The sequence below is a fragment of the Bradyrhizobium valentinum genome (assembly GCF_001440405.1).
Taxonomy (GTDB): domain Bacteria; phylum Pseudomonadota; class Alphaproteobacteria; order Rhizobiales; family Xanthobacteraceae; genus Bradyrhizobium; species Bradyrhizobium valentinum.
Map to the genome: position 1 here is coordinate 6623 of NZ_LLXX01000153.1, position 25754 is coordinate 32376.

19 protein-coding genes and 2 pseudogenes are annotated in these 25754 nt (G+C 59.9%); 18 read left to right on the forward strand and 3 right to left on the reverse strand.

The annotated features are described in order from the left end of the window. Positions 1 to 209: 209 nt before the first annotated feature. Both CP49_RS48730 and CP49_RS49410 read right to left on the reverse strand, forming a co-directional pair. Positions 210 to 635, reverse strand: a pseudogene (locus tag CP49_RS48730) (phosphocholine cytidylyltransferase family protein); the annotation flags it as partial. Positions 636 to 861: 226 nt separating this feature from the next. Further along, a pseudogene (locus CP49_RS49410) lies at positions 862 to 1686 on the reverse strand (isocitrate lyase/phosphoenolpyruvate mutase family protein). 861 nt (positions 1687 to 2547) lie between these two features. Between CP49_RS49410 and CP49_RS45205 the strand changes: the two are divergent. The 3 genes from CP49_RS45205 to CP49_RS45210 all read left to right on the forward strand — a co-directional run bounded on the left by CP49_RS45205 (position 2548) and on the right by CP49_RS45210 (position 4696). Next, positions 2548 to 3702, forward strand: a complete 1155-nt coding sequence (locus tag CP49_RS45205) for a Ulp1 family isopeptidase (RefSeq protein ID WP_156438679.1) — start codon at positions 2548 to 2550, stop codon at positions 3700 to 3702. 84 nt (positions 3703 to 3786) lie between these two features. Continuing rightward, entirely contained in the window at positions 3787 to 3972 is a 186-nt protein-coding gene (locus CP49_RS27005; protein ID WP_057853200.1) for a hypothetical protein, read from the forward strand. 190 nt (positions 3973 to 4162) lie between these two features. Next, positions 4163 to 4696, forward strand: coding sequence for a hypothetical protein (locus CP49_RS45210; RefSeq protein WP_156438680.1), 534 nt, complete (start codon positions 4163 to 4165; stop codon positions 4694 to 4696). A 533-nt stretch (positions 4697 to 5229) separates the two neighbouring features. Here the strand turns inward: CP49_RS45210 and CP49_RS27020 are convergent. Beyond that, complete coding sequence (locus CP49_RS27020) at positions 5230 to 5451, reverse strand: hypothetical protein (protein ID WP_057853203.1); 222 nt, start codon at positions 5449 to 5451, stop codon at positions 5230 to 5232. 169 nt (positions 5452 to 5620) lie between these two features. On the opposite strand from CP49_RS27020, the gene CP49_RS45215 reads away from it, so the two are divergent. From CP49_RS45215 to CP49_RS27105, 15 genes are all read left to right on the forward strand, one after another. Continuing rightward, a complete protein-coding gene (locus CP49_RS45215; RefSeq protein ID WP_156438681.1) occupies positions 5621 to 5959 on the forward strand; it encodes a hypothetical protein in 339 nt (112 codons plus the stop codon). Positions 5960 to 6652: 693 nt separating this feature from the next. Continuing rightward, complete coding sequence (gene tssA, locus CP49_RS27030) at positions 6653 to 8239, forward strand: type VI secretion system protein TssA (RefSeq protein ID WP_276326858.1); 1587 nt, start codon at positions 6653 to 6655, stop codon at positions 8237 to 8239. 38 nt (positions 8240 to 8277) lie between these two features. After that, positions 8278 to 8769 (forward strand): type VI secretion system contractile sheath small subunit, encoded by a 492-nt coding sequence (gene tssB, locus CP49_RS27035; protein ID WP_057853206.1) that lies wholly within the window; start codon positions 8278 to 8280, stop codon positions 8767 to 8769. 36 nt (positions 8770 to 8805) lie between these two features. Further along, the gene (gene tssC, locus CP49_RS27040) at positions 8806 to 10290 is read left to right on the forward strand and encodes a type VI secretion system contractile sheath large subunit (protein WP_057853207.1); all 1485 of its coding nucleotides are present in this window, start codon (positions 8806 to 8808) and stop codon (positions 10288 to 10290) included. Between the two features lie 12 nt (positions 10291 to 10302). Next, positions 10303 to 10698 (forward strand): type VI secretion system baseplate subunit TssE, encoded by a 396-nt coding sequence (gene tssE, locus CP49_RS27045; protein ID WP_057853208.1) that lies wholly within the window; start codon positions 10303 to 10305, stop codon positions 10696 to 10698. 4 nt (positions 10699 to 10702) lie between these two features. Next, positions 10703 to 12451 (forward strand): type VI secretion system baseplate subunit TssF, encoded by a 1749-nt coding sequence (tssF, locus tag CP49_RS27050; protein WP_057853209.1) that lies wholly within the window; start codon positions 10703 to 10705, stop codon positions 12449 to 12451. Next, positions 12415 to 13401 carry a type VI secretion system baseplate subunit TssG gene (gene tssG / locus CP49_RS27055; RefSeq protein WP_082646282.1) on the forward strand — a complete coding sequence of 329 codons (987 nt, stop codon included), beginning with the start codon at positions 12415 to 12417 and terminating at the stop codon, positions 13399 to 13401. The genes tssF and tssG overlap by 37 nt, the downstream gene beginning before the upstream one ends. 506 nt (positions 13402 to 13907) lie before the next feature. Next, complete coding sequence (locus tag CP49_RS49415) at positions 13908 to 14354, forward strand: papain-like cysteine protease family protein (RefSeq protein WP_420807655.1); 447 nt, start codon at positions 13908 to 13910, stop codon at positions 14352 to 14354. Between the two features lie 213 nt (positions 14355 to 14567). Then, entirely contained in the window at positions 14568 to 15035 is a 468-nt protein-coding gene (locus CP49_RS46350; protein WP_197423246.1) for a hypothetical protein, read from the forward strand. A gap of 1414 nt (positions 15036 to 16449) precedes the next feature. Continuing rightward, complete coding sequence (tagH, locus tag CP49_RS27080) at positions 16450 to 18177, forward strand: type VI secretion system-associated FHA domain protein TagH (protein ID WP_057853214.1); 1728 nt, start codon at positions 16450 to 16452, stop codon at positions 18175 to 18177. Then, on the forward strand, positions 18177 to 18680 hold the full coding sequence (gene tssJ / locus CP49_RS27085) for a type VI secretion system lipoprotein TssJ (RefSeq protein WP_057853215.1): 504 nt from the start codon (positions 18177 to 18179) through the stop codon (positions 18678 to 18680). The genes tagH and tssJ overlap by 1 nt, the downstream gene beginning before the upstream one ends. 74 nt (positions 18681 to 18754) lie before the next feature. After that, complete coding sequence (gene tssK / locus CP49_RS27090) at positions 18755 to 20095, forward strand: type VI secretion system baseplate subunit TssK (RefSeq protein WP_057853216.1); 1341 nt, start codon at positions 18755 to 18757, stop codon at positions 20093 to 20095. A 14-nt stretch (positions 20096 to 20109) separates the two neighbouring features. Then, a complete protein-coding gene (icmH, locus tag CP49_RS27095) occupies positions 20110 to 20991 on the forward strand; it encodes a type IVB secretion system protein IcmH/DotU (RefSeq protein WP_276326585.1) in 882 nt (293 codons plus the stop codon). A gap of 12 nt (positions 20992 to 21003) precedes the next feature. Then, positions 21004 to 24558 carry a type VI secretion system membrane subunit TssM gene (gene tssM, locus CP49_RS27100; protein WP_057853218.1) on the forward strand — a complete coding sequence of 1185 codons (3555 nt, stop codon included), beginning with the start codon at positions 21004 to 21006 and terminating at the stop codon, positions 24556 to 24558. Between the two features lie 330 nt (positions 24559 to 24888). Further along, positions 24889 to 25752, forward strand: coding sequence for a serine/threonine-protein kinase (locus CP49_RS27105; protein ID WP_245310901.1), 864 nt, complete (start codon positions 24889 to 24891; stop codon positions 25750 to 25752). Positions 25753 to 25754 lie beyond the last annotated feature (2 nt).

Consider the following 25754-nt stretch of genomic DNA (forward strand, 5'->3'; position numbering starts at 1 on the left):
CGCTAAGGCAGCACTGGAATGAAGCGCTGGGTCGGGCTCGGCGTTGTCGCCGATAACCTCATGAGCATCGGTCGCGTGATGGAGGAGCAGTCACTCCAAAGGTAGTCCACTTCCAGCGCCAATCTTGGCCTCTCATCGCCCCGCGGCCCCCGCGGGGCTTCTCGTTGTCTGCGTGGTTGACCCCGCCCTTCAGAGCCGCGATTTTTGCGCCGGAAAGTAGCTAGAGCGACTGCAGCCACGTCGGTTGCTTGGCTGACCATCAGGTAACGCAACGCGTTCTCTTCGAAGAAGACGTCGCCTTCGAGAAGAAAGCAGTTTCCGGAACGAAGCGTGTCGCGCGCCAGCCACAGGGAATAGGCGCTGCCGGTACGGTCGAAGACCGACGACTCGACATACTTGATTTCGAGCTCGCCAAAGCGGCTGCCGCAGGCATATTGAATGTCGTCTTTGCGGTAGCCTACGACAATCGTTACCTCTTTGACGCCCACCGCCTCCAGGTTTCGCAGGGCATTGTAGAGGATTGGTGTGCCGTTGACCTCGACCAGGGGCTTCGGCCGCAAATCCGTCAACGGTCTTAGACGAGAGCCGAAGCCGGCGGCCAGAATGACGGCTTTCTTGGGCGCATTGGTACTCATTTCGGTCCCTTTCAGCGTTGCTCGATATCGCGTCCACACACCCAGGCGTTAAGGACTCAGACAAGCCGGCTCAGGCCGATCCAAGAATTCAGTTCCACGTATACAGAGTTGCGGTCAGACGCCGGACGGCTTTGCCGAGTAATTCGAGATCGATGCCACAGGAGGTGCCGGAAACTATGCGACATCGGCGTATGTTGCAGCGCGGATGAGACGCTATTGCCGTCGGTCAGGGTGAAGGGAGATATCGCGCGTCCGCGCGGGCAAGTTCGTCGTATCTCAACAGTTGGAAGGCCTCGTCGAGCGTCGCAATATTGGGTTCAATGCTCGCAGTGGTCTCCTCAGCGATGATACGACCGCAGACCTGCCGCATTGCTGCAGACGAGATTCTTTCGTTCGCACGCGCCTGGCGGAACCGGTTGCCAGTCGCGATCGTTCCAACAAAATACTATCGAATGCCGGTCTCTGCGTAGCGCAATGCGCGCATCTCCACAGTGATCTGGGCCAACCACTCCAATGCTACGCCGACGCGGGAGCCGATGCGATCCTCATTCACTCGCGCAAGAGCGATGAGCGCGCAAAATTGCTTCGTCCATTCCATGGCCGCCGATTAGCGCTTCGATCCGGGCCACAAGGACCAAGTCGTCCGCGACTGTATCCTTCACGGCACGCAAGCGACCGGAGAATTCATCGATATCGGCGAGGGGATGCCGATCGCCAACAAGCGAGTTCATCTTGGGGAAGCAACTGTCCTCCAGTGCGACCTGACGGAGTTTGCGAGCCAGCAGACGAGCATTGTTGAAGTTCCCGAAGCCTCCGTCACCATCAACAAGCACAGGAAGCTCAGTCGAGTCCACGATGCGCTCAACTACGTCGACGAGTTGGCTCCAGGACGCTTCGTTGGCATCGCGGTATCCGAGGGAGCAGGCAATCGACAGACCCGACGCCCAGAGACCTTTGAAACCTGCGCGCTCGGCGATCGCGGCGGAGAGGCCGTCATGCGCTTCCATGAGGAATGAGAGTTCGCTCTGGAGCAGACCTGAGCGCGCAGCATTTCAGTGAGTAAGGAATCAGCGCGTGGATCAGAGCCACTGGCGGGAACAGATTGTTGTGATTGGTTTTGCATGCCGATTCCTTGCCGGTGCGTTTGATCGGCCGACGTTCATCAATGGAAGGTGACATGTTTCTGTCATCGAGATCAATTACGAAGGTTAGTAGTTGACCGTGCCGCAAAATTGTTGCGTCTCGCGCCAGACGAGCAGGAATCGTAGTTAAGCCAAAACGATCACAAGATGTTCGATGGTTGGTAGCGGAAATTGAGAGACGCACGTGTATCCCATGCGCCAATCGAGTTGCCTTCCCGTGCATCGTTGATCTTGTATTTTGCGCGGTTTTGAGACTGCGTGACGCGCGATAAGGGTTCAGTTCGCTCGCGTTCTGCGACCCTCGCATAAGGGTTTGGCGTTTCGGAGTACGCCCGAGCGGCTCGCGATCCGGACTCGGTCGCATTGTACGGGAACTCTCTAGTCGATCGTGTCACGTACGTGTCTAACTCCGTTCAGCTCGCTGATCATGAGCATGGGGAAGGTTGCGCGGGACGGACGCGAAGTCCTGGTCCCTCTTGTGGAGATGAATTCAAGGGACCTGCCGGACCACGATGCCCGTTACTTGATCGCGGTAAGTGACGCTGATAGTGCTCCGCATGGCGTGGTCTCCGATTCGGTGCTCCAGCGCCGGATGTTCGAGGTTGATTACCGCGGAGACTATGCCGCCTTCAATTCCAACCAATCCGGGATGGGACCTTGGGAGGACGCAGCCAATGTTGCCATCGCGGTCTGCAAGGGCCGAGCCATCATCGACCTTCGGCCATCTTGAGCGACCGGCACCTCCTGGGTCTAGCGCCGCTTGGAGCCACTTGGATCTGCCAGCCCAGTTGTCACACGCCCCGGTTGACATACAGGCCATCGTGCCGGCGGAGGACTTCCCACGTGCGAAGGACTTCACACATATCGTCGGCTTGGGATGGGACCATAGTTGCCAATCAGCGCCCGATGCCCTGATCGGTTCACTGAACAGAAAAGGCCTCCTGCCGACGACACCGCTCCGGTCGCGAGCACATTTTTACATCCATGGTCGGCCTTACACGACGAAGTTGGGGCAAGGAACAAGGGAGGCGACCCCAAACAATCTGGGAGGACTTGGCGTTCTGCTCATCCCTGGATATGGACTCGAATCTCACGAGCCGTTAGGGGCGGGCATCGAAAGCTTCCCGGGATATATGGGAGAAACATCGTCATCAACCAGGGCTGCGACGTCTGCGATGTCGACGAAGAATGCCAAAGGCTGTGGGCTGTGGTCGTGTTTTAAGTCAGGGGTTGGCAAAGCCCTCCGAGGGAGTCGTTGCGAAAAGTTGTCCGGCCATCTGGATCAATCGGATGGACAGGCCTCAGGATCGGGCATCCCGCTGCAGCCTCCGCTGGTGCTCGGTCCCACGGAATTGTTGGGTGACGAGCATATCACGGCGGATTACACACTGCTTGAGCGGGAGTTGCAGAGGGACAATTCGGATCTGGCCGCCCGGACGCGGTTCCTGCGGCCCGCGCAAGCTCATCTGCTGCGCTTGACCAAGGACGAGGACACCCGGCAGGAAACCTTGCGGGGGATCGTCAACGACGAGGATGGTAACGATACCGCCAACTTCCTGTTCGTGCCAGTGAACGATGGCGGTGTCGGTGGCGGCGGTACGCATTGGTCGCTGCTGCTCGTTGATCGCCGCGAGCCGGAAGGGAGGGTTGCCTATCACTACAACTCCATCCGGAGATCTAACAGCACCGCGGCAAGCCAACTCGCAGGAAGGCTGGGCACTCGCCTTGAACCAGCCCGCATGGCCCGACAGGGGAACAATTATGATTGCGGCGTCTTTGTCCTGGACGCCACACGGACGCTGGTTGGGCGATTGGCGGAACGACAGCGGCCTGACGACGAGCCGCTTCACCTCGACAACCTCGTCGCCGATCGGCAGGCACTTCGGGATCGACTCAGGGGTCGTCCGCATTTTGCGACGCGGTGACACGCTTGGGCTGATGGAGCTGGCTGGAGCGTCTCATGCCGACACCAGAACCTTGGCCGGCTACGAGGCAACACGTGCGAGGCGATGATCCTCATGGAGGGCTGCCGCTACCTCGAAGCCGTCCGCATGAGGCGGAACTCCTCCCAGAGCACGGGAATCCAGATCGTCAAGCCGAAAGTATTGGACGACAACCCGCTCGCACCGGAGCATTCCCTGGCCGCGGTGATCGAAGCCGAGAATGCCACCGCCCGCGCCTTCGTGAATGCGTAGCTCGGCAAGGTGAAGCGTGTCCCGGACCGAAATTGAGATTGAAGGGGAGTCCCACGCCGTCCCATCGGATCTGATGCGCGCGACCCGCTATGCGTCCTTCAAGGTGAGGGCGCCGAGGCATCTGCTCGGCCGCCGGCGCGGACGCGAGCAGGCCCGTCGAGGCCGCCAAGGACGAATTGCAGCAACCGACATGCGCAAGACGCTAAAAGATCTCTGCGGCCAGCGAGATTGCGCGAAAGCGCAACAGATATTGGAACTGGAGGCCGAGCGGACGAAGCTGGAACAGAAGTCGTCGCAACGTCGCGAAGCGACCCGCAACGCCGGGAGGATAGTGGCCGACGCGGCGAGGGATCTTTCCGACGCGCGGCAGGTGCTGGCCGCCGCGGTCCTCGAACGGGATGCCAGGGCGCTGCCCGAGCATGACGTTGCGCACGGGGTGCGCTTGCGCGTCCTCGGCTTCCTGAACGATGCACGGGACTTCTGGCGCGAGCACAAGCAGAGGCTCGAGACCGCGAAGACGCGTGAGGATGAAAGCCTTGCGGCGCGAGAACGCGACCATGAGGCTTGTGCAACCGATGTCACGTCATTTCCCGACGTGCCCATGCCGCAGCTCGCGCGGCTTTTGAACGCCGATCGCTCGGCCCGAGATCTCGGCGTGCCATGGCCGCCGCCGTGTCCTCGAAGGCTTCGTCTCCCGATCCCACAAACGGTTCGCTCGGAGTGATCCTGCTCGACGATGCCTTGGGCGGGGCTGGACGCGGAGCATTTTGTCAAGATGCTGAAGTTCAATCCGTGATGCGGGACTGCAAATTATCGCGGTTTGATCAACGCGGGATGACGACTGGCGACGGCACATTCAGAACCTTGCCTGCTCAGTTCCCACAGCTTGAAGTGCGGACTTTAGCCGTCCTTAATTCCGGGGATCAGATTAATGTTTGCGCCGAGCGGATTGTTGGGGGTCGCTTCCCGTATCCCTGCCCCCAGCTGCGCCGTGTAGGGCTGACCACGAATAAACAGATTTGTCGCCTGGAACGGCCCCGGGAGGACGCCTGTTCGGTTCAGTGCGCCGATCAGGACGTTGGGGGCCGGTTGGAACCCATGATTCCAGCCCAAGGGCACAATGTGTCCGAAATCATCCGTCGGCGCCCAAGCCGGTATCGCGGCTGCCGGATAGGATGACTGTTGCGGCTGAACCAACTCGCACGAAGCCCGGCTGTCGTGAGCATCGTTTCGCATTTCGTAAAGTAAGGCCAAAATTCAAACTGCCATCGGGGTCCGGTAGAGGCGACAGTGGTAATTTAATTCCAGCGTCTCCGGCACAACGAGCAGTTGTTCGAGCGACTCCTGGAATGAGTTGAACTGCGGACCGTCTTCCCCCGCTGCCGACAATGGCCCGTCGACTTCCATCTCCCGCTCCAGCAGCGCCAGCAGCTCAAAATAGTTGCCGCTGATGGCCGCCGCCGCGGGAGACGCCTGCAACGAGGTGTGCTGCGAGGTGCCTTTCCCCGGGGGGCGACCGTGATCCGTCTATTTCCGTCTCCCGCGATAGCAGCTCCAGCAGATTTAAGTCGTTGTCGTTGATGGCTGCCGCGGGAGACGCCTGCAGCGAGTTGTACGTCCAAAGCAGCTTCAATTCGATGCGCAGCGAGTGGCTATTTCTGACGCGCCTGAATTCCTTGCCATCTTCCTGCAGCGAATGGTCGTCGAGGCGGCCTGCTATCGCGCTCATGTGCTGCGTCTGGAGCTACTCACTGAACTTGCGAAGCATGGTAGCGGCCCTGCTGACACTGTACGGCTTTTCGAATCCCTGCCATGGAGTTCCGCTCGCAATGCCCGCTCTGGCCGCCTCGGCTGCCTTTTGGATGAGAGCCGCGTCTTCGGAATAGGGAGCGAGCTGCGGGCGCAAGACTTCCAGCGCTCTGGTCCCCAACATGAAGTTCCGGAGATGAGTCAGCCCATTGAAGATTTTTCTGTCACCACACTTTAGTTTGTAAAGCTTCGCATCTTCGTCCAGCGACGCGTCGTGAGGCCGAACAACAATGCCCTGTTTTTTTCTCGGAGAGCCAGCAAGAGAAGCGGCGAATAGAGCCCGCAATACTCGCAACGGATTGCGGCTTGAGTCGACCCGCGGCAGGCTCGCCCGCAATCGCAGCCCTCTTGATGTCATTGAGGACCTCATTGAGGCGCTCCCTATCGTCACGATGGGGCTGCATCGGGGCCTGCGGCGAGTCGCCGCTGTCGCGTAGGAACTGGGATGTTCCAACGACGAAACATCGACGTACCGTGTTGAAAAATCCTCGTCTCATTGTCTTTCCAAGTTTCGCAGGCGCGAGCGCGCGTGGCGCGTTTGCCTGCGCCCAGGCTCCAGGAGGCCAATGACTGAGCCGACCCATGAGCCACCACCAACGCCTCTGATGTCGGGTTTGCAACAAGCTGTCGGGGCCATGACGTCTTCGATTGAGAGAATCGCTTTACAAATCAAGCCATTGCAATTGGCATAAGGCTTGAAAGAGGAATGGCATCCAGCAGCGCCTGTGCAAGGAGGGGCAGTGGTGGCTTACAAGAATGTCCACTCTCAGCTTATTGTATGCGGCGGTTACGACGTTGACTGTCCCAATGTCGCGATCCGTCGCAATGCGCGTCCGCGTATGGTTTTGTCACCGTGATCGACTCTTGGGTGGTGGTTCGAGACAACATCGATGCGCGTGCGCGCCACGGCGCTGCCCCTGTGCCGGGCCCCGTGCCCACCGGCATTAATGTCCGTGATGCGGCCGAATTCGAACGGCTCGAAGCCGAGGTGCGGCGCATGGATGCCGACGGACCAGCTGCAGTTGATTGGAGCAAAGTCAGTACACTGTCGCTCCATATCCTGTCGAACCAGTCAAAGGACATTTTGGTCGCCTGCTGGGCGACCTATGGTTTGTTTCGGACTGGAGGATACCAGGGTCTTGCCGTCGGTTTAGGCGTTTTGCGCGGCATGGTGGACGCCCATTGGGAGGGCCTCTTTCCGCCGATCAGGCGGGAACGGGCGCGCGTCGGAGCGATCGATTGGCTCGTTCGTCGCGTTGGACCGGAGGTGGCCGAGAATGCGCCGACCGACGCCGACTATGCGGCAGTGCTCGCCGCCTATGAGGTGCTCGATGATCTCGATCACCAATTGCGCGAAAAGCTGGTCAATGAGCAAGCCGCTTTGGGCGAGTTATTGAGGGCCCTGCAACCGCATTACGAACAGGCCAAGCGAGCGATCTCCGCGGCGGCTGAACGTGCGACCGAGGCCGCCCAAGCTGCCGAAGAGGCCGCTGCCGCACCGGCCGTATCCACTCCGCCGGTTGAGGAGGCTCAACCGGCAGCAGCGGAGGCATCGCTACCGGCTGGCGGTGATGGCGACGGGACCTGCTCTATCGACCGCTTGCCTGATATGTTGCGGCAGGCTGCGGCTGTCCGGCGCGTCGCCTCGCCTTCAGACCCGAAGGCCTATCTGCTCAATCGCATTGGCTCATGGCTGCGTTTTGATGCGCTGCCGCCTGATACGGGGGGCCGCACGATGATATCGCCGCCCGACGATCACATCTTTGCGTTAGAAGCAAAGCTCGCGGCCGGTCAGCACGCCGATGTCGTGAATTTAGCCGAAGAGATCGTCTGGACAGCGCCGTTCTGGCTCGATGCTCACCGGCATGCCGCCAAGGCGCTGGAGCAAATGGGGCCGCTCTTTGAGCCGGCGGCCGCGGCGGTGCGCGCGGCAGTAGCTCTGCTGGCCACACGCTATCCGCGGACCTTGTCGTTTCAATTCGACGACGGCCGGCCGTTTGCGGACGAGGAAACGCGTGCCTGGGCCGCGGTGGGCGCAGCGGACGTGTCGACCGGCCGTGATCCTATCGATGAAGCGGTTGCCGAGGCACACAGGCTCATCGGCAGCGGGCACCGGCAGGCCGCACTCGAGAAGCTGTCGCGTGCGCTAGACCGCGCGACCGGAGAACGAGCGCGGTTCGTGGGCCAGCTTGCGCAAGCACGTTTCTGTATCGAAGCCGGATTCGTCACGACCGCCATCCCGCTGCTGGAGCACATGGAAGAAGTGATCGCCGAGCGCAACCTCGAAAGCTGGGAGCCCACGCTTGCGCTCGCGGTCGCCGAATTGCGCTTTCGCGCGATGACCCATTCCGACTCGCAGCAAATGATTGACGAGCCTCGCCGTCGCGCCGCGCTCGAGCAAATCCGAACGCGGGTCGCGGGCATCGACATCGCACGCGCGAGCCAACTTGGTCGCTAGCTGATCTTGTCAGGGACAAAGTCTTAAAGGGAGCTGATATGGCACAGGAAAGCTCGGTCGCGCCGAAGGAGCGCATCAATATCCGTTTCAAGCCGGCAACCGGCAACCTCAAGGAGGATGTCGAGCTGCCGCTCAAATTGTTGGTTTTAGGCGACTTCACCGGACGGGCCGATGACAGCCCGATTGAGGAGCGAGAGCTCGTCAATATCGACAAGGACAATTTCAACGAGGTTGTCAAAAGCCAGGAACTGACTCTCCATATCTCCGCTGAGAATAGGCTCGACGACCAGCCCGAGGCCGGCAAGCTGTCGGTGTCGCTGAAGTTTGAGAGCCTGAAGGACTTCGAACCCGAGCGTGTCGCACAGCAAATCCCCGAACTGCATGCGTTGACCGAATTGCGCGCGGCCTTAATCGCCCTGAAGAGTCCCCTCGGCAACGTGCCGAGTTTCCGCAAAGCCATCCAGAATCTGCTCGAAGACCACGGCGTACGGCCGCGGCTCTTGAGCGAGCTCACCAGCAAGAGCGAGTGAGCGGATCAACGAGCTGTTTTGAGGAGAAACGGCGCTATGACCGACACAAGCGCGCAGCAGCCGGCCGAAGTCGCCACCAAGACCACTGATCTTTCGCTGCTGGATCAGGTCCTCGTCGAAACCAGAATTACCCCGCGCGACGAGGGGTACGACCTTGCCCGCCGGGGCGTAGCAGCTTTCGTCGCCGAGCTCATCAAACCGAGCCGGGCCGACGAGCAGGTCAACAACGCGCTCGTCGACCGGATGATCGCGGAGATCGATCGCAAGATCTCGGCTCAGCTCGACGCCGTGCTGCACACGGACGAGTTCCAGGGGCTCGAGTCGGCCTGGCGCGGGCTTAAGTTCATGGTCGATCGCACCGATTTCCGTCAGAACATCAAGGTAGAAATCCTCAGCGTCAGCAAGGATGAACTGCTCACCGACTTCGAGGACAGCCCGGAGATCGTCAAGTCCGGCCTGTACAAGCACGTCTACACCGCAGAGTACGGCCAGTTCGGCGGCCAGCCTGTCGCGGCCATGATATCGGCCTACGAGTTCAGCAGTGGCACCCAGGACGTTAAGCTGATGCGGTACATGAGCGCGGTGGCCGCCATGTCGCATGCACCAGTCATTGCCTCTGCTGCACCGGAAATGTTCGGCGTCGAACATCATGAGGAGATCGTGGGTCTGAAGGACCTGCAATCGGTGTTCGAGGGACCAAAATACGCCAAGTGGACATCATTCCGCGAAAGCGAGGACGCTCGCTATTTCGGCCTGACGCTACCGCGCTTCCTATTGCGCTTGCCCTATGGTCCAGAGACGGTTCCGGTGAAGGCCTTTAATTACGAGGAGGCCTCAGACGGCGAAACCGACAATTACCTCTGGGGGAACGCTGCTTTTGCCTTCGCGACGCGCTTAACCGAAAGCTTCGCCAAATATCGCTGGTGCCCGAACATCATCGGCCCCCAGTCGGGCGGGGCGGTTGAGGACCTCAATTTGCATGCCTATGAGGCGATGGGGCAATTGCAGACGAAGGTGCCGACGGAGGTTCTGATCTCGGACCGGCGCGAGTTCGAACTTGCCGAGCAGGGCTTCATCGCGCTGACCATGCGCAAGGGCTCTGACAATGCCGCTTTCTTCTCGGCAAATTCTGTGCAGAAGAGGAAATGTTTCGGTAACACCCAGGAAGGCAAGACGGCCGAGCTCAACTACAAGCTCGGCAGCCAGCTGCCTTACATGTTCATCATCAATCGGTTCGCGCACTACATCAAGGTGCTGCAGCGCGAGAACATCGGCTCGTGGAAGAGCAGGCAAGAGCTGCAAGGCGAGCTGAACAACTGGATCCGCCAGTATGTCGCCGACCAGGAGAATCCGTCGGCAGAGGTGCGCTCGCGGCGGCCTTTGCGAAAGGCGGAGATCATCGTCGAGGACGTCGAAGGTGAACCGGGCTGGTATCGCGTCGGCATCGGCGTCGTTCCACACTTGAAGTACATGGGCGCGGATTTTGCTTTGACCCTCAAGGGTAAGCTCGACAAGCAGTAGAGGTGGTAGGCGATGTTCGACCGCAGCCTTATGGAGCGCTTGGAGGACGGTGAGGCGAACAATCAGCCCTCGTTCGACCGTTTCCGGGCAAACGTCCTGGAAAACTTACGTCGGGTTCTGAACTCGCGCCAGGGCTGCTGCGAAACACGGCCGGACTTCGGCATGCCCGACCTCAACGATGCGATCGGGCAGGGAGCCGACGCGGTGCGCGCGCTCGCACGTTCGCTCAAGCAGCAGATCGAGACATTTGAGCCGCGCTTGAAGAATGTTTTGATCCGCTTTCATGCCGATCCCGACAACCCGCTGCAGCTGAGTTTCCACGTCAACGCGACGCTCAATTATAACGACCAGGTGGAGCCGGTTGCCTTCGATGCGATCTTCGAGAAGCACATCCAGGTGAGGGGCTGAAGCGGTGGCCCTTAATCCCTATTACGAGGATGAGCTGTCCTATTTGCGCGAGCTCGGCACTGACTTCGCTTTAGCCAATCCGAAGCTTGCGCCATTTCTCGGGCGTGACGCCACTGATCCCGACGTAGAGCGGCTATTGGAAGGCTTCGCCTTCCTTGTCGCGCGGCTGCGCCAGAAGCTCGACAACGAGTTTCCCGAATTCGTCCACGGCCTGTTGCGGATGGTATGGCCGCAATATCTTCAACCTCTGCCGCCCGTTACGACTCTGGCCTTTGCCGCGAAGCCATCGGCGAGCGCCGCGAGCCCGAACGTACCGGCCGGCACGAGCGTTCGCTCGCGTCCAATTGAGGGAACGAACTGCACGTTCGTCACCTGCTACCCAATTGACGTGCTGCCGCTGGAGATTAACGACGTTCAGCTCGAGAACCGGACAAATTCGGCTCGACTTATTTTGGGTATCAAAGCGACCGGCCAGCAAAACCTGTCATGTCTTAAGAATGGTCGGCTCCGCCTCTTCTTCTCGACGGAGCGAGAGCCGCAAGTGGGGCGCTATCTGTTGACGTGGCTGTGCCGTCACGTCACGCAGGCAACCGTCACCATGGCGGATCGACAGGTCGCCGCAATCGGCTCGGCACAGATCGCACCAATCGGCTTCAGCGATGACGAGGCGGTCTTGCCCTGGCCGCGCAACGCCTTCTCAGGATTCCGGATCATTCAGGAGTATCTGAGTTACCCGTCGAAATTTCTCTATGTCGAACTGTCTGGTCTCGAGCCGCTCGCGGCCCACACGGAGACCGATTGCAGGCTCAGCCTCGAGTTTCGGCGCCCGTTCCCCGCGCAGTTGCGTGTGGGCAAGGGCCAGATTTGCTTGAACTGCACGCCAGCAATCAACGTCTTCAGCCACGAGGCCTCGCCGATTCGCTTGACGCGGGCGAAGACCGAATACCGCGTGCTTGCCTCTGGAGGGCCGAACTTCTCCATCCGTTCCGTTGATCGTGTGACCGGCTATGTGCAAGGCCGCCCCGAACGCATCGAGTTCGAGCCATTCGACCTGTTGCGCCACGACCTGCCAGGCGCCGAGCGCAACCGCGCTTACTTTCGCGAGCGCATCCGGCCGGCGGTGGTCGGTCGGGGCGTCGATCACTATGTGGGTTTCGTTGACCGGCTCGACATCGGCCAGCATCCGCCGATCGACGTCGCATCCCTGCAATTGACTTGCTCCAACGGACCCATCGCCGACCGGTTGCCGGTCGGTGCAGTGGATCTGCCGACCTCTGATACGCCTCGCGCGGTCACCTTCTCCAACATCACGGCGGTCGTTGCAGAAGTGCCGCCACCGGTCAGTGACGGCTTGTTGCGGCGGCTGACGGCCAATCTGGCGCGCAATTACGGGGCCATGGTCAACGTAGATACGCTGCGGACCGTTCTTGCCAGCTACGAGTTCCGTGCGGTCTACGACGTTCAGGCGCGTCGCCGCCTGGAGTTGCTGCTCGAAGGCCTCGACCAGTTCGTGACCACCGACACCGATCACGTGGTGCGTGGCGCGGCGATCCGAATGCGAAATATCGAACTGGCTGTGGTCGACAGCAAGATCGGTGGTGAGGGCGAATTGTTCCTGTTCGGTTCGGTGCTTGACGCCTTCTTCGCGACCTTCGCCGGCATCAACATGCTGCACCGGTTTTCGGTTCGCGGCACGGAAAGCAACGCACACTACCTATGGCCAGCGAGAAGCGGATTGATCACGCCGCTCTGACGGCGCCCGACGAACGCGATGAGCTTTCGGCGTTCGGGTTCTTCTCGCTCGTTGTGCATCTCGAGCGGCGCTTCAGCGACGCTCCCCCGATCGGATCCACCGACGATCCCGCGCGGGAGGCGGTGCGCTTCCGTGCGGCGCCGACGCTTGGCTTTCCTGCCGAAGAGATCGCGGAAATCAGACAGGTCAAGGCCGCCAGCGAGCGCGTGGAGGTAGACGTCAACTTCCTCGGGCTGCACGGTCCTTCCTCCCCGCTGCCGCCCTTCTACACCGAACGGGTCATGCACGCGGACGGCATGGGTTCGCTCGGCGATTTCTTTGATTTCTTCAATCACCGTCTGATCAGCCTGCTGCTGCGGATCTGGCGGTACTACCGCCACCATTTGCGGTTCGAGGAGGGAGCAACCGACGCGATCTCGGTGCTGATTGGTACGCTCTTTGGACTCGTGCCCGGGGATGACACAGCCAACCAACGGGAATGGCGGGCGCGGCTGCTGCCGCATGCCGGCGTCCTTGCCTTGTGCAGCCGGTCGGCCGAGCTCGTGACCGGTGTGCTTTCCAGCCATCTAAATATTTCGGCCCGGGTCGAGGAATTCATCTGGCGCGAGATCGACATTCCACAAGAGGCGCAGTGGCGCCTTGGCCGGCCTGGTCTTGAGCTCGGCGTTGATACCCTTGCTGGTGAAACCATGCCAGACATCGTAGGCAAATTCCGGCTTTGCCTCGGCCCGCTCAACCAGCTGCAGTTTCGGTCGCTGCTACCCGGTTGCGAGAGCCATACCATCCTTTGCCGTCTCATTAACTTTATTCTGCGCGAGCCCTTGGCATGGGATCTCCAGCTAGAACTAGCGCTCGGGCAGACGCCGGAATGGACTCTGGGCGAAGGAGAATTAGGCTGGACGACATGGATCGACCCGCCCAAGGGAACCGGAAGCCTTGTTCTGTTGTGATCGTTTTCGAGTTATTCTCGTATGGTGAAGATCATCCGCGATGCCGGGACACTGGACCATCATGGCGCGTCATGGATCACGGGCCGGAGTCGCGGTCAACCCGGTTAGACGTTGCCATAGCGTGCCGGCTGCGCGCTCCAATGGCTTCCATGACCGGGAGACTGCTATGCCACCGCACCGAGCCGACCCTGACTCCTTACGACCGCGAGCTCGCCGTCACCTGCATGCGCCTCTTGGATGCAGATGCAGAGGGCGCGGACTGGCGCGAGGTCGCGGAGATCGCATCGATCCCAGCCAGGAGCCGGTGCGCGCCCGCCGGACCCATGAGAGCCATCTCGTTCGCGCCAAGTGTGTGAGTAGGATGGCTACCGGCGGTTGGTGCTGAAGCCGTTCGGCACGCTATTTGCCCAGCTCGCTGGTAAATTTGGGGGAGCTGTAGGGTGCTGAATGTAGAGCTGGATGTTCCGCTTGTCAGCCAACAACATGGCTATGACGGCCAATTGAACATGCGACGAAACTATGCCGGAGATATACGATCGCATGGGAATAACAATTGTTGGTATGCTTGCGCTTGTATGCTGTCGTACTACTTTCGCCCGGGGCCTCGGTTGGGTCTGCCTTCCGTTTGGCGGGCCGACGTAGGCATCAACAATTACCAGTTTAACTGGTTGGCGCGCACCGAAGGATTAGAGAGGCTCGAAGAGCCAGATGACGGATTTACGCGTGATTTTATTGCCGAGACGTTGACCACACGAGGGCCAATCTGGGCTGCGCTGCGTCTGCCGTCATGCCCCGGGAACGAAATACTATGGGATGGGCATATAATAGTGTTGACTGGTCTGATAGAAAACACGTTGTGCTACAATGATCCGTTTTACTCGGCGCGTAGAGTGATCTACTTCTATAATCTTTTGTTCGACGACCTTTTCGTCAAGAATCGCGATTGGCTGTGAACACCCCTCCGCTGCGAACGCCCGAGCGAAGACACCTCACTCCTGCTTTCGTGTCCGATTGGCGACATGTAATATAAGTCCGGAAGCCGCCGCTGAGGCTCGAGTGGTTGGCCGGGCATGGCGTGAAAGCGCGCTGCTTTTGCCTCCCTTCATCGCATACGATTGTCTGCCAAGCTGGTTGCCGCGACCGTGTGATGGCTTGGTTGCTTGGTCATGACGCCCGGCGAGACAGCCAAGGCCTCGCTCAACACTTCCTCGGGCGGTTCTTCCAGCCGTCCGCGCAACTATTGTGCGTTCGGCGCCGTCGCCTATATCGCGGCGTCGTGCAGTCCGCCAGGCCTAGACCTTGTCATCCTAAAGCGGCTTTTCCTCGCCGTGAAAGAGGACGAGATTGCGGAGCTCGTGAAGCAGAAGCCGACCGGGCTCTACACGCGCACCGCATCTGCTTTCTCTATGGATGGCTGTTGGAGCGACAAACTCAATCTGCCCGCGGCAAAGAAGGTCTCCTATGTTGATGCCGTCGATATCGATCTCCAATATGCGAGCTCCTGGCAGAATTCGGTGCGGCATCGCGTCCGCAATAACTTGCCGGGGATACCGGACTTCTGCTCGCTCGTTTTCAAGACGCAAGCACTGCCGGGTCGGCTAATACAAGGATGCGTTGGAAATCTATTCGAGTAGATTGCTTCCATGCGTCGAATGGGGGCCGACGCCACACGGCAACGCCAAGGTGATAAATGATACCGCTGACTTCTATCGGTTCTTCGATGCAACGCCGCACGCGGAGTTTCTACGCCAACGCGCGAAGAGAACTATCGAACAGGATCTCCCAAAGGAAATTCAATTTCTGCAGAGCTCCGACACCTTCCGTACAGGTGCCGAAAGCATGATCGATATGCCGGAGCGGCCCCTCAAACAACCTCCGTGAATTCTTACAACAGAATGGAGGGGGATCCCAAAGTGCGACCGCGATAATGAATTCTCCTAATCAACGTCAAACGAAGTCACGAAAATTGAGCGAGCGGCATTCATTCTCGAACGATTCCGGATCAGCGAGCTGACCGCGCCCGATTGCCATGGAAGTAGACAAAACAGACAAGATATTTGTGGGTGCCATCGAAACGGTAGCTAACCTCGCGGCGAAGCCCCGGCTCGCTCGCCTGATCGCGGCGCTGGAGCGTGGTCTACTCGATAAATGGCAATGATCTCAAACTCGGTTTGAAAATGTGTTATTATATCAATCATGGATAGACAAACGAGCCAACTCCTAAACCAACTCGACAAGGTCCTTCCCGAGGGGCTCATCGTGTATTCCTCCTGGCTCAAGCGGCACGGTTATCCCACCCAGCTTCAGCATCAGTATGGGATAAGTGGTTGACCGGCACAGTCAACCCGACGGGTTTTCAGGAGGCCGCGTTACGAACTTAGCTGGCAGCAGGTCGTGATATCCCTGCAAGGCATCCTGAACTATTGACCGATCGTCGTGGGCGGACGGACCGGGCGCGAATTGCAAGGTTGCGCCCCACTGCCTACCGCAAGCGACGACCCGTGTGCATCTCTGCGGCCCCAAGTCGACGCCATATTCGCTCGACAAGCTGCCGCTGTCCGGTTTGGTCAAGGATAGCTAGACGACACTGGGCCCGGTTGTAGCCAAAAAAGTCGTCTGAGGGTTCACCTTGTCCGGTGTCTGACGGCTGCACGAGCCTCTGTCAGTTTGAGAACACCTGCGTCATTCGCCGGACCACAGATTATTATGTCCAATCAGTGGCTTAGATTGGAGATGCCATTGGCACGATCGTTGCTACCGAAATCTGGCAACATTAACTGGCGGAGTGCACGTAGATGCGTAAAACGACCGATGCGCTCCTTTGCTTGAGTTCGCATGCCTTGTTTCTGAGAGAGAAAGCCCGCGCGGCCTCCGATGCAGCTGAGCGCACGAAGAGACCTTCCTTTTCACCCTGCGCAACCGGCGCATGAGACAATCGATCGGCCCAACAACAATGCTGCTCAGTAGGAAGCAATGCTGCTGCCACGGCAATTCCAATGGGACGCTCGGATGACCGCTTGTGCCGGCGAGCAAGCCTGAAGGTGCGGGATGCATTTCACACTCGGAATCCTGGGAGAGAACGCCGAGCCCTTGGGCCGCAACGCAAGGCAGGCGTTTGGACCGGAAGGGGGCTCCATCGGTCGCGGGCGCGGTTGCAACTGGCGGCTTCCAGATCCAACCAACACGCTGTCAGGACACCACGCGTTGATCGCATTCAATGGCATCGGTTTCACGATCACCGATACAAGCACCAATGGTGTCTACATTAACACGGTGGACGCACCGCTGGGACGCGGCAATACCGCGCCGCTAGCTGATGGCGATACGCTATACTTGGCGAATTACATCATCTCGGTGATGATCGAGGCCGATCCTGTCGAGGAACGTCAACGCCTCGGCTTGACGGGGTCGAAAGCGGTGCGCCTCGGCCGTACAACGCCGACGTTGCCGTCTCCTACACTCAACCAAGAGTTCGCAACTGCAGCTGTTCCGACTGCCGGACCGTTGGGAAGCGATGCGCACCTTCCTCCCGATCCCTCAATGGTGACCGGCCCGCGCCAGATCTTCTATTCAGCTGCACAGTGGGAGCCGCAGGCACCTCATCCGCCATCCTTGCCTGGAGACAAGGCGCTCAGCAACGACATCGAGGCTGTGGATCCGACACTGGCAGATCTTCCCCGGCGACCGTCGAGCGCTGCCACGACCGAGAGGCCGTCCTCGCACGCGCAATCGGGAAATATCCGATCAATTCCGTTGTCGTCGGTCGACGCGCCATTTGTCGAGCCATCCCGACCGCTGCTGCCCTCTGCACCCTCCAATGGCAGAAGTGTACTGTCGAATGGCCACCCTGCGCCAATCATCCCTGAGGATCTCCATCTTGGCGATCTGTTGCCGGGACCGGCCTCGCGCCGCATGCCATCGGTGTCATCGCAGCGAACAGAAGCGCGCCTCAATGAGCCGAACGAAGCGCTCCGGATCGCGCCTAAGCCGATCGCCTCTCGTCCGACGAATCACCTCGGGAAATTGCGGGATTCTGGTTCAAGGTCGCCGCCGCCCGATGAGCGGGAGCTCGATCGGCTGCTGCTGAGCCTGAAGGAAACTGCTGCGCAGCGCGCGGTCGGCGCTCCCCAGGTGAGAACCGCAACAACGAGCGGTGCTCCGCCGTTGCCCGCGGACCCTCCATCCGACGCAGACGAACTGCAGGCGTTCTGGAATGCGCTTGGGTTCAATCCGAAACTTGTGCCACCAGCACAGCGTCGAGAGTTCTTTGCGGAACTCGGCCGTGCGATCGCCGAGATGACGAACGGCCTACATTCGATACTGGCGGCGTGGGCCATGCTCAAGAATGAGTGCCAGATCGGGCCGACGCAGACACGCGCTGGAAACGACAACGCAGTACAGTTTACCAATAGCAGTCATGCCCTGCGCGAGGCGCTTGCAAAGGATCGCGGATTCCTGTTGCTCTCGCGATCGGTGCGCGCAGGCTTCGACGACATCAAGGCCCATGAGGTCGCCGCGATCGCGGCAATGAGAGGCGCGGTCAGCAATGTGCTAACGCACATGAGCCCCCAGCGTATCGAGAGCGGCGGTGCAAATAGCGGGCTTTTCGGTGCTCGCATCAATAAGGCCAAGTTGTGGGACAGATTTGTGGAACTGCACGCATCGATGGTCGGTGACATTGATCGAACGGCTCGCTCCTATATCGCAAAAGAGTTTACCCGAAGCTACGAGTCGCAACTCTCAGCACGTGGCCAGAATGAAGGGAAAACGGCGTAATGGCGCCTCCGAACAGGCGGTTGTTCATTGTTGGCGGTGCGTTGCTGGTGGCCGCTGCAGCCAACAGTTGTTCGACTGACAAGAGCGCTAAGACGACGCCGATCAAATTCGTGATCGAGGCCGATGAGCTCGTCAATCCAAACGCGCACGGCAAGCCGTCGCCGGTTGTCGTCCGTATCTATGAGCTGAAGTCGACGGCCAGTTTCACGCAAGCGCAGTTCTTCGAGCTGTTCGACGATGACGTGAAACGCCTCGGGCCGGATCTGGTGGCTAAGCACGAGATCGAGCTGACGCCTGGCGAAAAACGCGATTTCGAGCGCAACACGCCGATCGAGACTCGAAATGTCGGCGTGATCGCCGGCTTCCGCTCGGGCAATGATGCGCAATGGCGCTCAACTGCCGAAATCAAGCCCGATCGCGACAACAGGATCTCGGTAAAGCTGACTGCGCAGGCTGTCAGCATTGAGGAGGAGACGAGCCGAAACTGGTGGAAAATCTTCTGACCAGTCCGTCGTGATCGCAACGGCCGCCGGGCAAATGCATCTTTTGGAAAGTCAGCGAAGGGGCGCCTGAAATAATGTCTGCGACAAGCAAACCGATCTGGTCCGAAGGCATGTTGGTGCGGCCGCAGCACTTTCAGCAATACGACCGCTGGATCGAGCAACTGGTCGAGAACCGCGTTGCTGGTCTGGTCGGCGACGGCTGGGGTGTTCGAAAAATTGCCTTTGATCGCAATCTTCTGGCGCTTGGCCAAGTCGCCCTTGCCGAACTTGAAGCCATTATGCCCGACGGCACGGCCCTTCGCATGCCGGAGCATGTCCGCCTTCCGATCGCACGAATCCCTCCGCCGGCTGCGAAAAACCTGCTGGTCAAGATCGCAGTAGGCACGCGCCGACAGGCCGGCAGCGACGTCTGTTCCGGGGATGCACTATCGCGCCGCCACGATCCGGAGGTCTTGCAGTTCCGGAATGCGAGCGCGCCTGAAAAGGCTCCGGTCGATATCAGGGTTGCGTCGCTAACAACACATCTCATGTTCGACGGCGAGGAGCAGGGTGATCTGATCACGCTGCCTATTGGCCGCTTCCGTGATATCGATCCGGCTCGCGCGATTACTTTATCCGACACCTACGTTCCGCCCGCCATCGACATTCACGCAGCCAAGCCGCTGATTGCGCTGTTGAACGAGGTCAGATCGCTGCTGCGGACACGCGCAGAGGCACTCGCTGCGCGCGCGGATCCCTCGCGCACGAGGGCAGACGGAGCCGGCTTGATTGATCTTGTTACTTTGTCGATCGTGAATGGTGCAGAAGCCGTGTTCGACCACTTCGCCGCAACACGTGGGCATCATCCTGAAGCCTTCTTTCGCGCGTTGCTGAGCCTTACCGGGCAGCTGTCGAGTTTCGTTGGCGATCGCCGCAAACCGCAAGAAATACCTCTCTATCGGCATGAGGATCTCGAGAGCTGCTTCACGCCGCTGGCTGATATTCTGCGTCGGCTGCTGTCTGTCGTGATCGAGAGCGCCGCAATATCGCTCCCGTTGCAGGACCGGGGCTACGGCATCCTGATCGGCCTGATCACCGACCGCACCTTGTTCCAGGGCTCTCGGTTCGTTCTCGTCGCTGTGGCAAGCGTACCGACTGAGACGTTGCGCAACCAGCTTCCGGCGCAGATGAAAGTAGGCTCGGTCGAGCAGATTCGCGATCTCGTCAATCTTCAGCTTCCGGGTGTTCCGATTCACGCGCTCGCTGTGGCGCCTCGCGAGTTGCCCTACATCCAGAATGCCGTCTATTTCGAGCTGGACCAGTCGGTGGAGCTGTGGCGTATCCTGCCGCGCTCGGCGGCCTTTGCTTTCCACGTCAGCGGTGACTACTCCGATCTCCATCTCGAGTTCTGGGCTATCCGAGGGAAACGTGCGTGATGGGCCCGAAACACATGGATGAACCGACAGTCATTGGACGCAGGCCAGTCGGTCCGACCCGTAACACTCAAAGCGGGCAACCTTCCGCTTGCGTTCCACCGAAGGTCGCCGCCCCGACGGGTCCTCACGCGCCGTCGCCTGTATCTGAATCCGACGAGGTACGGGCAGCCAACCATACCGAGATCGTTGTGCAAAATCTCTTCGAGCCAAAGGCAGTAGAGGACGCCTTGGTCGCGGCCGCGACACCGCTCCTTTTGGTCGTCGCGCAGCTTCGCGTCGTCAACAATGCCGATATCGGCGCGCTGCGTCGCGGGATGGTCGAACAAATCCGCCGCTTCGAGGAGCGTGCCGCCAAAGATCAAGCGGGCGGCGGCGATATAAGAGCCGCCCGTTACGTGATATGCGCGTTGCTGGACGAGGCGGTGATGACCACACGTTGGGGCAGTGAAAGCGCCTGGAGTGACAACAGCTTGCTCAACCAGTTCCATAACGAGACGTGGAGTGGCGAGAAGGTCTTCCAGATGCTCGAACACGTGCAGGCAAAGCCGGCCAAATACCTCGCGTTGCTGAAGCTTATCAACATCTGCTTGTTGATGGGGTTCGAGGGCAAATATCGCGTGGTGGAAGGGGGCCGCGAGCGGCTTGAAGACTTGCGTTCCGACGTTCAGCGTTCGTTGCGGGATTATGCGAGCGAACCACCGGCCGAACTATCGATCCGATGGCGCGGCGCCAAAGTGCGTACGCGGGTGCGTCGCTACGTGCCATTATGGATCATCTTCACCGCCGCGGCCGTCACTATGCTGATCGGCTACGGTGTCTTCCATTTGCGCCTATCGGACGAACTCGCGCCCGTCGAGCAGCTGCTCGTCGTGATCGGCCAGTCTGGACCACGCTAAAGGGAGGCGCAGGTGTTTGGCGCTCAATTGGCGGCACTCTTTTCGGTTCGAGGCATCATCACGCTGATCACTTTGTTGCTGGTCGACGCGTTGATCTGGTTCGGCGGCCCCAACCTTGACCTCTTCGGTCAGCATCCGTTCGATTCGGTGACTGTTCGCGCCGCCACAATCGGCTATCTCTTCCTGGCGGTCGTCGTCATCATCCTTGTCCGTTACTGGCTGGCGCGCCGCGCTAACCGGCGTGTTATCAAGTCGCTGATGGAGAGCGAGGGCCTCGTCACGACCGCCAGAAATCGTGGCCAGGAGGAGGTCGATCTCATCCGTAGACGTTTCGAGGACGCGCTGAAGGTCCTGCGCGATACGGTGTTCGCCGGCAAGCCCGGGCCGAGCTATCTGTTCGAATTGCCCTGGTACATCATCATTGGGCCATCGGGCGCCGGCAAGACAACGATCCTGCGCAACTCGGGCCTCGAGTTTCCGCTGGCTGAACGGCTCGGCGTCGATCCGGTGGCGGGCGTCGGCGGCACGCGAAACTGCGACTGGTGGTTTACTGAAGAGGCAGTCTTTATCGACACGGCAAGCCGTTACACGACACAGGATACGGATGCCGAGGTCGATCGCGCGGCCTGGCACGGCTTTCTCAATCTTCTTACGATGCATAGGCGCCGGCGACCGATCAACGGGATCTTGGTTGCGATCAGCCTGTGCGATCTCTTATCGAGCGATGATAACCGGCGCAGGCTCGTCCAGTCGATTCGTTCGCGGATACAGGAGCTGGTCAAGACGTTTGGCATGCGCATTCCGGTCTATGTTCTGGTAACCAAATGCGATCTGGTACCTGGCTTCACCGAGTATTTCGACGATCTCGACCATGAAGGTCGTGCCCAGGTCTGGGGCAAGACCTTTCCTCTCGAAGGACCAGGCGATCACATCGACGACGCCGTAACACTCGAGATCCAGCAACTTGCCGAGCGGCTCGAGGGCAACTTGGCGTTTCGCATGCATGACGAACGCAATCCTAACCGTCGTGCGATGATGTATATGTTCCCGAAAGAATTGTTGAGCATCCGGACCGCGGTCAGTGCCTTCGTTAGCGAGGTCTTCCGGCCGAGCCGATTCGAAGTGCAACCGATGCTGCGCGGCGTCTACTTGACTAGCGCTGCCCAGGAAGGAGTGCCGATCGAGAGGATGAGCGGTGCGATCAGAAGGAATTTCGGTCTGCACGCAAACCCACCCACGCCGTCAGTCGGGCCGGGAAAGACATTCTTCATCAAGAAGTTGCTGACCGATGTGATCTTCGCTGAGCAGGGGCTGGTCGGCCGCAATCTCAAACTCGAACGCAAGCTCGCGATGGTGCACTGCAGTGGCTATCTCGCGGCGGTCATACTGGCGCTAGCCGCATTGACTCAGTGGTACGACGCTTTCGCCCGCAGCGAAACACGCATCGCTGAAACCAGAATGGCCGCACAGACGACGCAAGTGCGCCTCAAGGAAGCGCGCGAGCCGCTGAACCTGATAAAGCTCCTGCCGACCCTCAATGCCGCGCGCCGGCTGCGCCTGGCAGCTGGCGAGAACACTTGGGTTGCGTGGCTCGGTGGCCTCGGGATTTCGGCGACCCCGGTGCTCGCGCCAGCCGCGCAACAAGCTTATGATCAGATTCTGGTCGACCGCCTGCTGCCGGTTTTTGCCGGAAGGCTTGCCGATCACATCGAGGCGCGATTGCGTACTGGCGATGATACTCGGCTGGACCAAGCCAAGGAAATGTTCCGCACCTATTTGATGCTGAGCGATCCGAGGCATTTCGATCGCGGCAACGTCGAGCAGGCTATGCGCAGGGAAGTGGCGCGTGCGTTTGCGCTCGAGACGACATCAGCGGGTGAACTGCAGGAGCATTTTTCGCGCCTCATCGAGTTGCTGCCGAAGCCCATCACGAATGACCAGAAATTCGTCTTTGCCGTGGGCTCGCGGCTGATGGAACGTCCGCTCGTCGAGCAGGTCTACGCCCGGCTTTTGCGCGAAGGCGCTCAGAACACGCGGCTCCGGCCAATCGACCTGGGTCTGCTGGGAGCCGGCCAGCTGGAGATAAAGTCCCAGGCTGTTTTCCCAACAATTGGCCAGCAGGAGCTAGCTTCTTCGGGTGGTACTGCGATCATCCCGGGCATCTTCACACGGGATGGTTTGTTCGATTTCCTGCTGCCGCGCCTTCCACTCATCATCCAAGACGAGCAAAGCAACGACTGGGTCCTTGCCGGCAGCTCCTTCGCGGCGGATACACAACAGGTCGTGAGCAAGGTCATCGATCGCTATGTTGACGATTACATTCGCATTTGGACAAACGCGCTGAGCAGCGTCGGCGTCGTCAAGTTCGACGATATGCAGCGCGCCTTGGCGATCCTGCGCGGGCTGGCCGGCCCGCAAAGCGCACTGCAGCAGATCATTTCCCTCGTACGCGACAATACGAACCTGTCGCCGCCCGGAGAGCAGACCGCGGCCAAGGCGGGGGAGACAACGGCCGCCGTGTTCTCGGCGGCATTCGGCGACGCCCCCTGGCCGGGAACACGGATCACCGAAGCCTTCGAGCCTCTGGTCCAATTGAGCATAGGCGGAGCCTCGGGACAGGGGGCCAGCATGGATCGCATCCGCGATCTTTTCGGCGGCCTGTATGCAACGATGGCCAATATCGCGACCGCGCCCGATCCCGACCAGGCCGCATTTCAGCTCTTTCAGCGGCGCGTCAAGGATCCGAGCAACGATGCCTTCGGCACCTTGCGCGCTGACTCGGCGCTACGACCCGAGTTGGTCCGTGCCATCATGAACGACATCGCGCTCTCGACATGGAGCGTCTTGCTTCGACAGGCACACGGTCATGTCAATGCTGTGTGGACGCGGGGAGTGGCGCCGATCTGCCAAGCTGGCGTCTACCAGCGTTATCCATTGTTTGCGGCCGCGACCGAGGACGTAACTTTAAAGGACTTCAGCGATCTCTTTCGCCCCGGCGGAATCCTCGATGATTTTTTTCAGAAATACCTGTCGCCATTCGTCATCGAGGGCAGAACCGGCGTTGAGCTGGCGACCATCGACGGTGCGGCGGCGCCGATCCATGCCGATGCCCTGACTCAATTTCAGCGCGCGCGAGAGATTCGCAGGTCCTTTTTCAGCGGCTCGGGCTCTGCACCGGCCGTGAAGTTCAGCATCAAGCCGGTCTATCTCGCCTCCAAACTGCTGCGCGCGACTTTTGTCATGGATGGCAAGGAGATCGTCTATCGTCACGAGGCGCCCCGTGCCTACGACCTTGAATGGCCGAGTCGAACCGATGCAAGCACGGCCTCCGTCACACTTGTCTCCGTGGATGGAACTGAGGAGAAGATTGAGCGCTCAGGCCCTTGGGCTCTGTTCCGTCTCGTCGACGCCTCGCGGCCCTCCTCGCGTGGCGTTCCCGACCGTTTCACGATCACGATCGGTCGACCTGATCGGCCCGACGTGACCTATGAACTGCGGGCGGAAAGTGTAAGCAATCCGTTCAGCTTGGGTGCCCTTCGTTCGTTCCGATGTCCGGATCACCTTTGATAGGCGCGCCGTGAGAGTTCTTTTTAGCTTTTTCGGGAGGAGGCGGGCACATGCCGCTGGCGGCACCTTGGCCCGAGGGGTTGGTTCGGCCGCAACGCTGGTACGCCGTCCCCTGGTGGCGACGAGTAAGCTACGCGACACGTGCCAGGTAGGCCGCAACCAGATCGTAACGGCAACACCGTATCACGAGCTCAACGGATTATTGGCGGTCGACGTTCCGACGGGCAGGGTCCTGCCTTGCGCTCTTGCGCAACAGGCTATCAACGACACGAGTGCGATCGTCGAATGCCTGGCCGAGGCTGCATTGTGAGTACGGCCCCCTTGGGATACGTGCTCGGCGGCCGTTTCGACCTGGCGGAGGTCATTAGCGAGGGCAGCACCAGCACCGTCTATCGTGCGATTGATCGCATCGGCCTGTGGGCGCGCGAACAAAGTCCAGAAGTCGCAGTGAAGGTCATCCAACCACATGCGAAGATCCGCCAGAAATTAGTGGAGTTGTTGCACCGCGAGGCGCGTCTTTTGCGCGACTGCGTACACCGGAATTTGGTGCGGATCTACGATTCCGATTACGACGGCAAGTACCATTACCTGGTAATGGAGTTCTTAAAAGGCCGCTCGCTGGCGCAGATCCTGGCCGATCGTCAGGGACGGCCGCTGTCACCCTCTGTGTCCTTTCAGATCGTCCGCGCCGCCGGGCAGGGCCTCGTCCACATGCATAGTCTAGGGATCGTCCATGGTGACCTCAAACCGGGAAACATCTTCATGACCTCGACCGGCGAAATCAAAATTGTGGACTTTGGGACAGTCCTCATGCTGGACGGTCCGCGGCACCACGAAAGGGCTGCGGCTCTGCTCGATCAGATTGGACTGTTGACGCCGGCTTATGCGTCGCCGGAGATGCTGATGGGTGAGCCACGGGCAGAAAGCGACGATGTCTATTCTCTCGCGGTGGTCGCCTACCTGACCCTGACCGGCATCCACCCGTATGCGCAGTGGCCAGCCAACGAGGCGCTCAACGCAAATCTCACACCGGCGCCGCCGCCGACTATTTCGCCAGCGCAATGGCGGGTCCTCGCTTCCGGGCTTGCCCTCAACCGCCGTGACCGTATCGAAACCGTCGGTGAGTTCGTCCAGCGCCTTGGCCGCCCGCCCTGGTTCTACCGATTGTGCGGTCAACGCGCGCCGCTGTCGTAAAG

What these genes read in the sequence shown, in the direction of transcription:
- CP49_RS27005 (WP_057853200.1), top strand. Translation starts at nt 3,787, where the DNA reads ATGATCCTCATGGAGGGCTGCCGCTACCTCGAAGCCGTCCGCATGAGG.
- CP49_RS45210 (WP_156438680.1), top strand. Translation starts at nt 4,163, where the DNA reads ATGCGCAAGACGCTAAAAGATCTCTGCGGCCAGCGAGATTGCGCGAAA.
- tssJ (WP_057853215.1), top strand. Translation starts at nt 18,177, where the DNA reads ATGGCGCCTCCGAACAGGCGGTTGTTCATTGTTGGCGGTGCGTTGCTG.
- CP49_RS46350 (WP_197423246.1), top strand. Translation starts at nt 14,568, where the DNA reads ATGACGCCCGGCGAGACAGCCAAGGCCTCGCTCAACACTTCCTCGGGC.
- tssC (WP_057853207.1), top strand. Translation starts at nt 8,806, where the DNA reads ATGACCGACACAAGCGCGCAGCAGCCGGCCGAAGTCGCCACCAAGACC.
- icmH (WP_276326585.1), top strand. Translation starts at nt 20,110, where the DNA reads ATGGATGAACCGACAGTCATTGGACGCAGGCCAGTCGGTCCGACCCGT.
- tssB (WP_057853206.1), top strand. Translation starts at nt 8,278, where the DNA reads ATGGCACAGGAAAGCTCGGTCGCGCCGAAGGAGCGCATCAATATCCGT.
- tagH (WP_057853214.1), top strand. Translation starts at nt 16,450, where the DNA reads ATGCATTTCACACTCGGAATCCTGGGAGAGAACGCCGAGCCCTTGGGC.
- tssE (WP_057853208.1), top strand. Translation starts at nt 10,303, where the DNA reads ATGTTCGACCGCAGCCTTATGGAGCGCTTGGAGGACGGTGAGGCGAAC.
- CP49_RS49415 (WP_420807655.1), top strand. Translation starts at nt 13,908, where the DNA reads ATGCGACGAAACTATGCCGGAGATATACGATCGCATGGGAATAACAAT.
- tssK (WP_057853216.1), top strand. Translation starts at nt 18,755, where the DNA reads ATGTCTGCGACAAGCAAACCGATCTGGTCCGAAGGCATGTTGGTGCGG.
- tssG (WP_082646282.1), top strand. Translation starts at nt 12,415, where the DNA reads ATGGCCAGCGAGAAGCGGATTGATCACGCCGCTCTGACGGCGCCCGAC.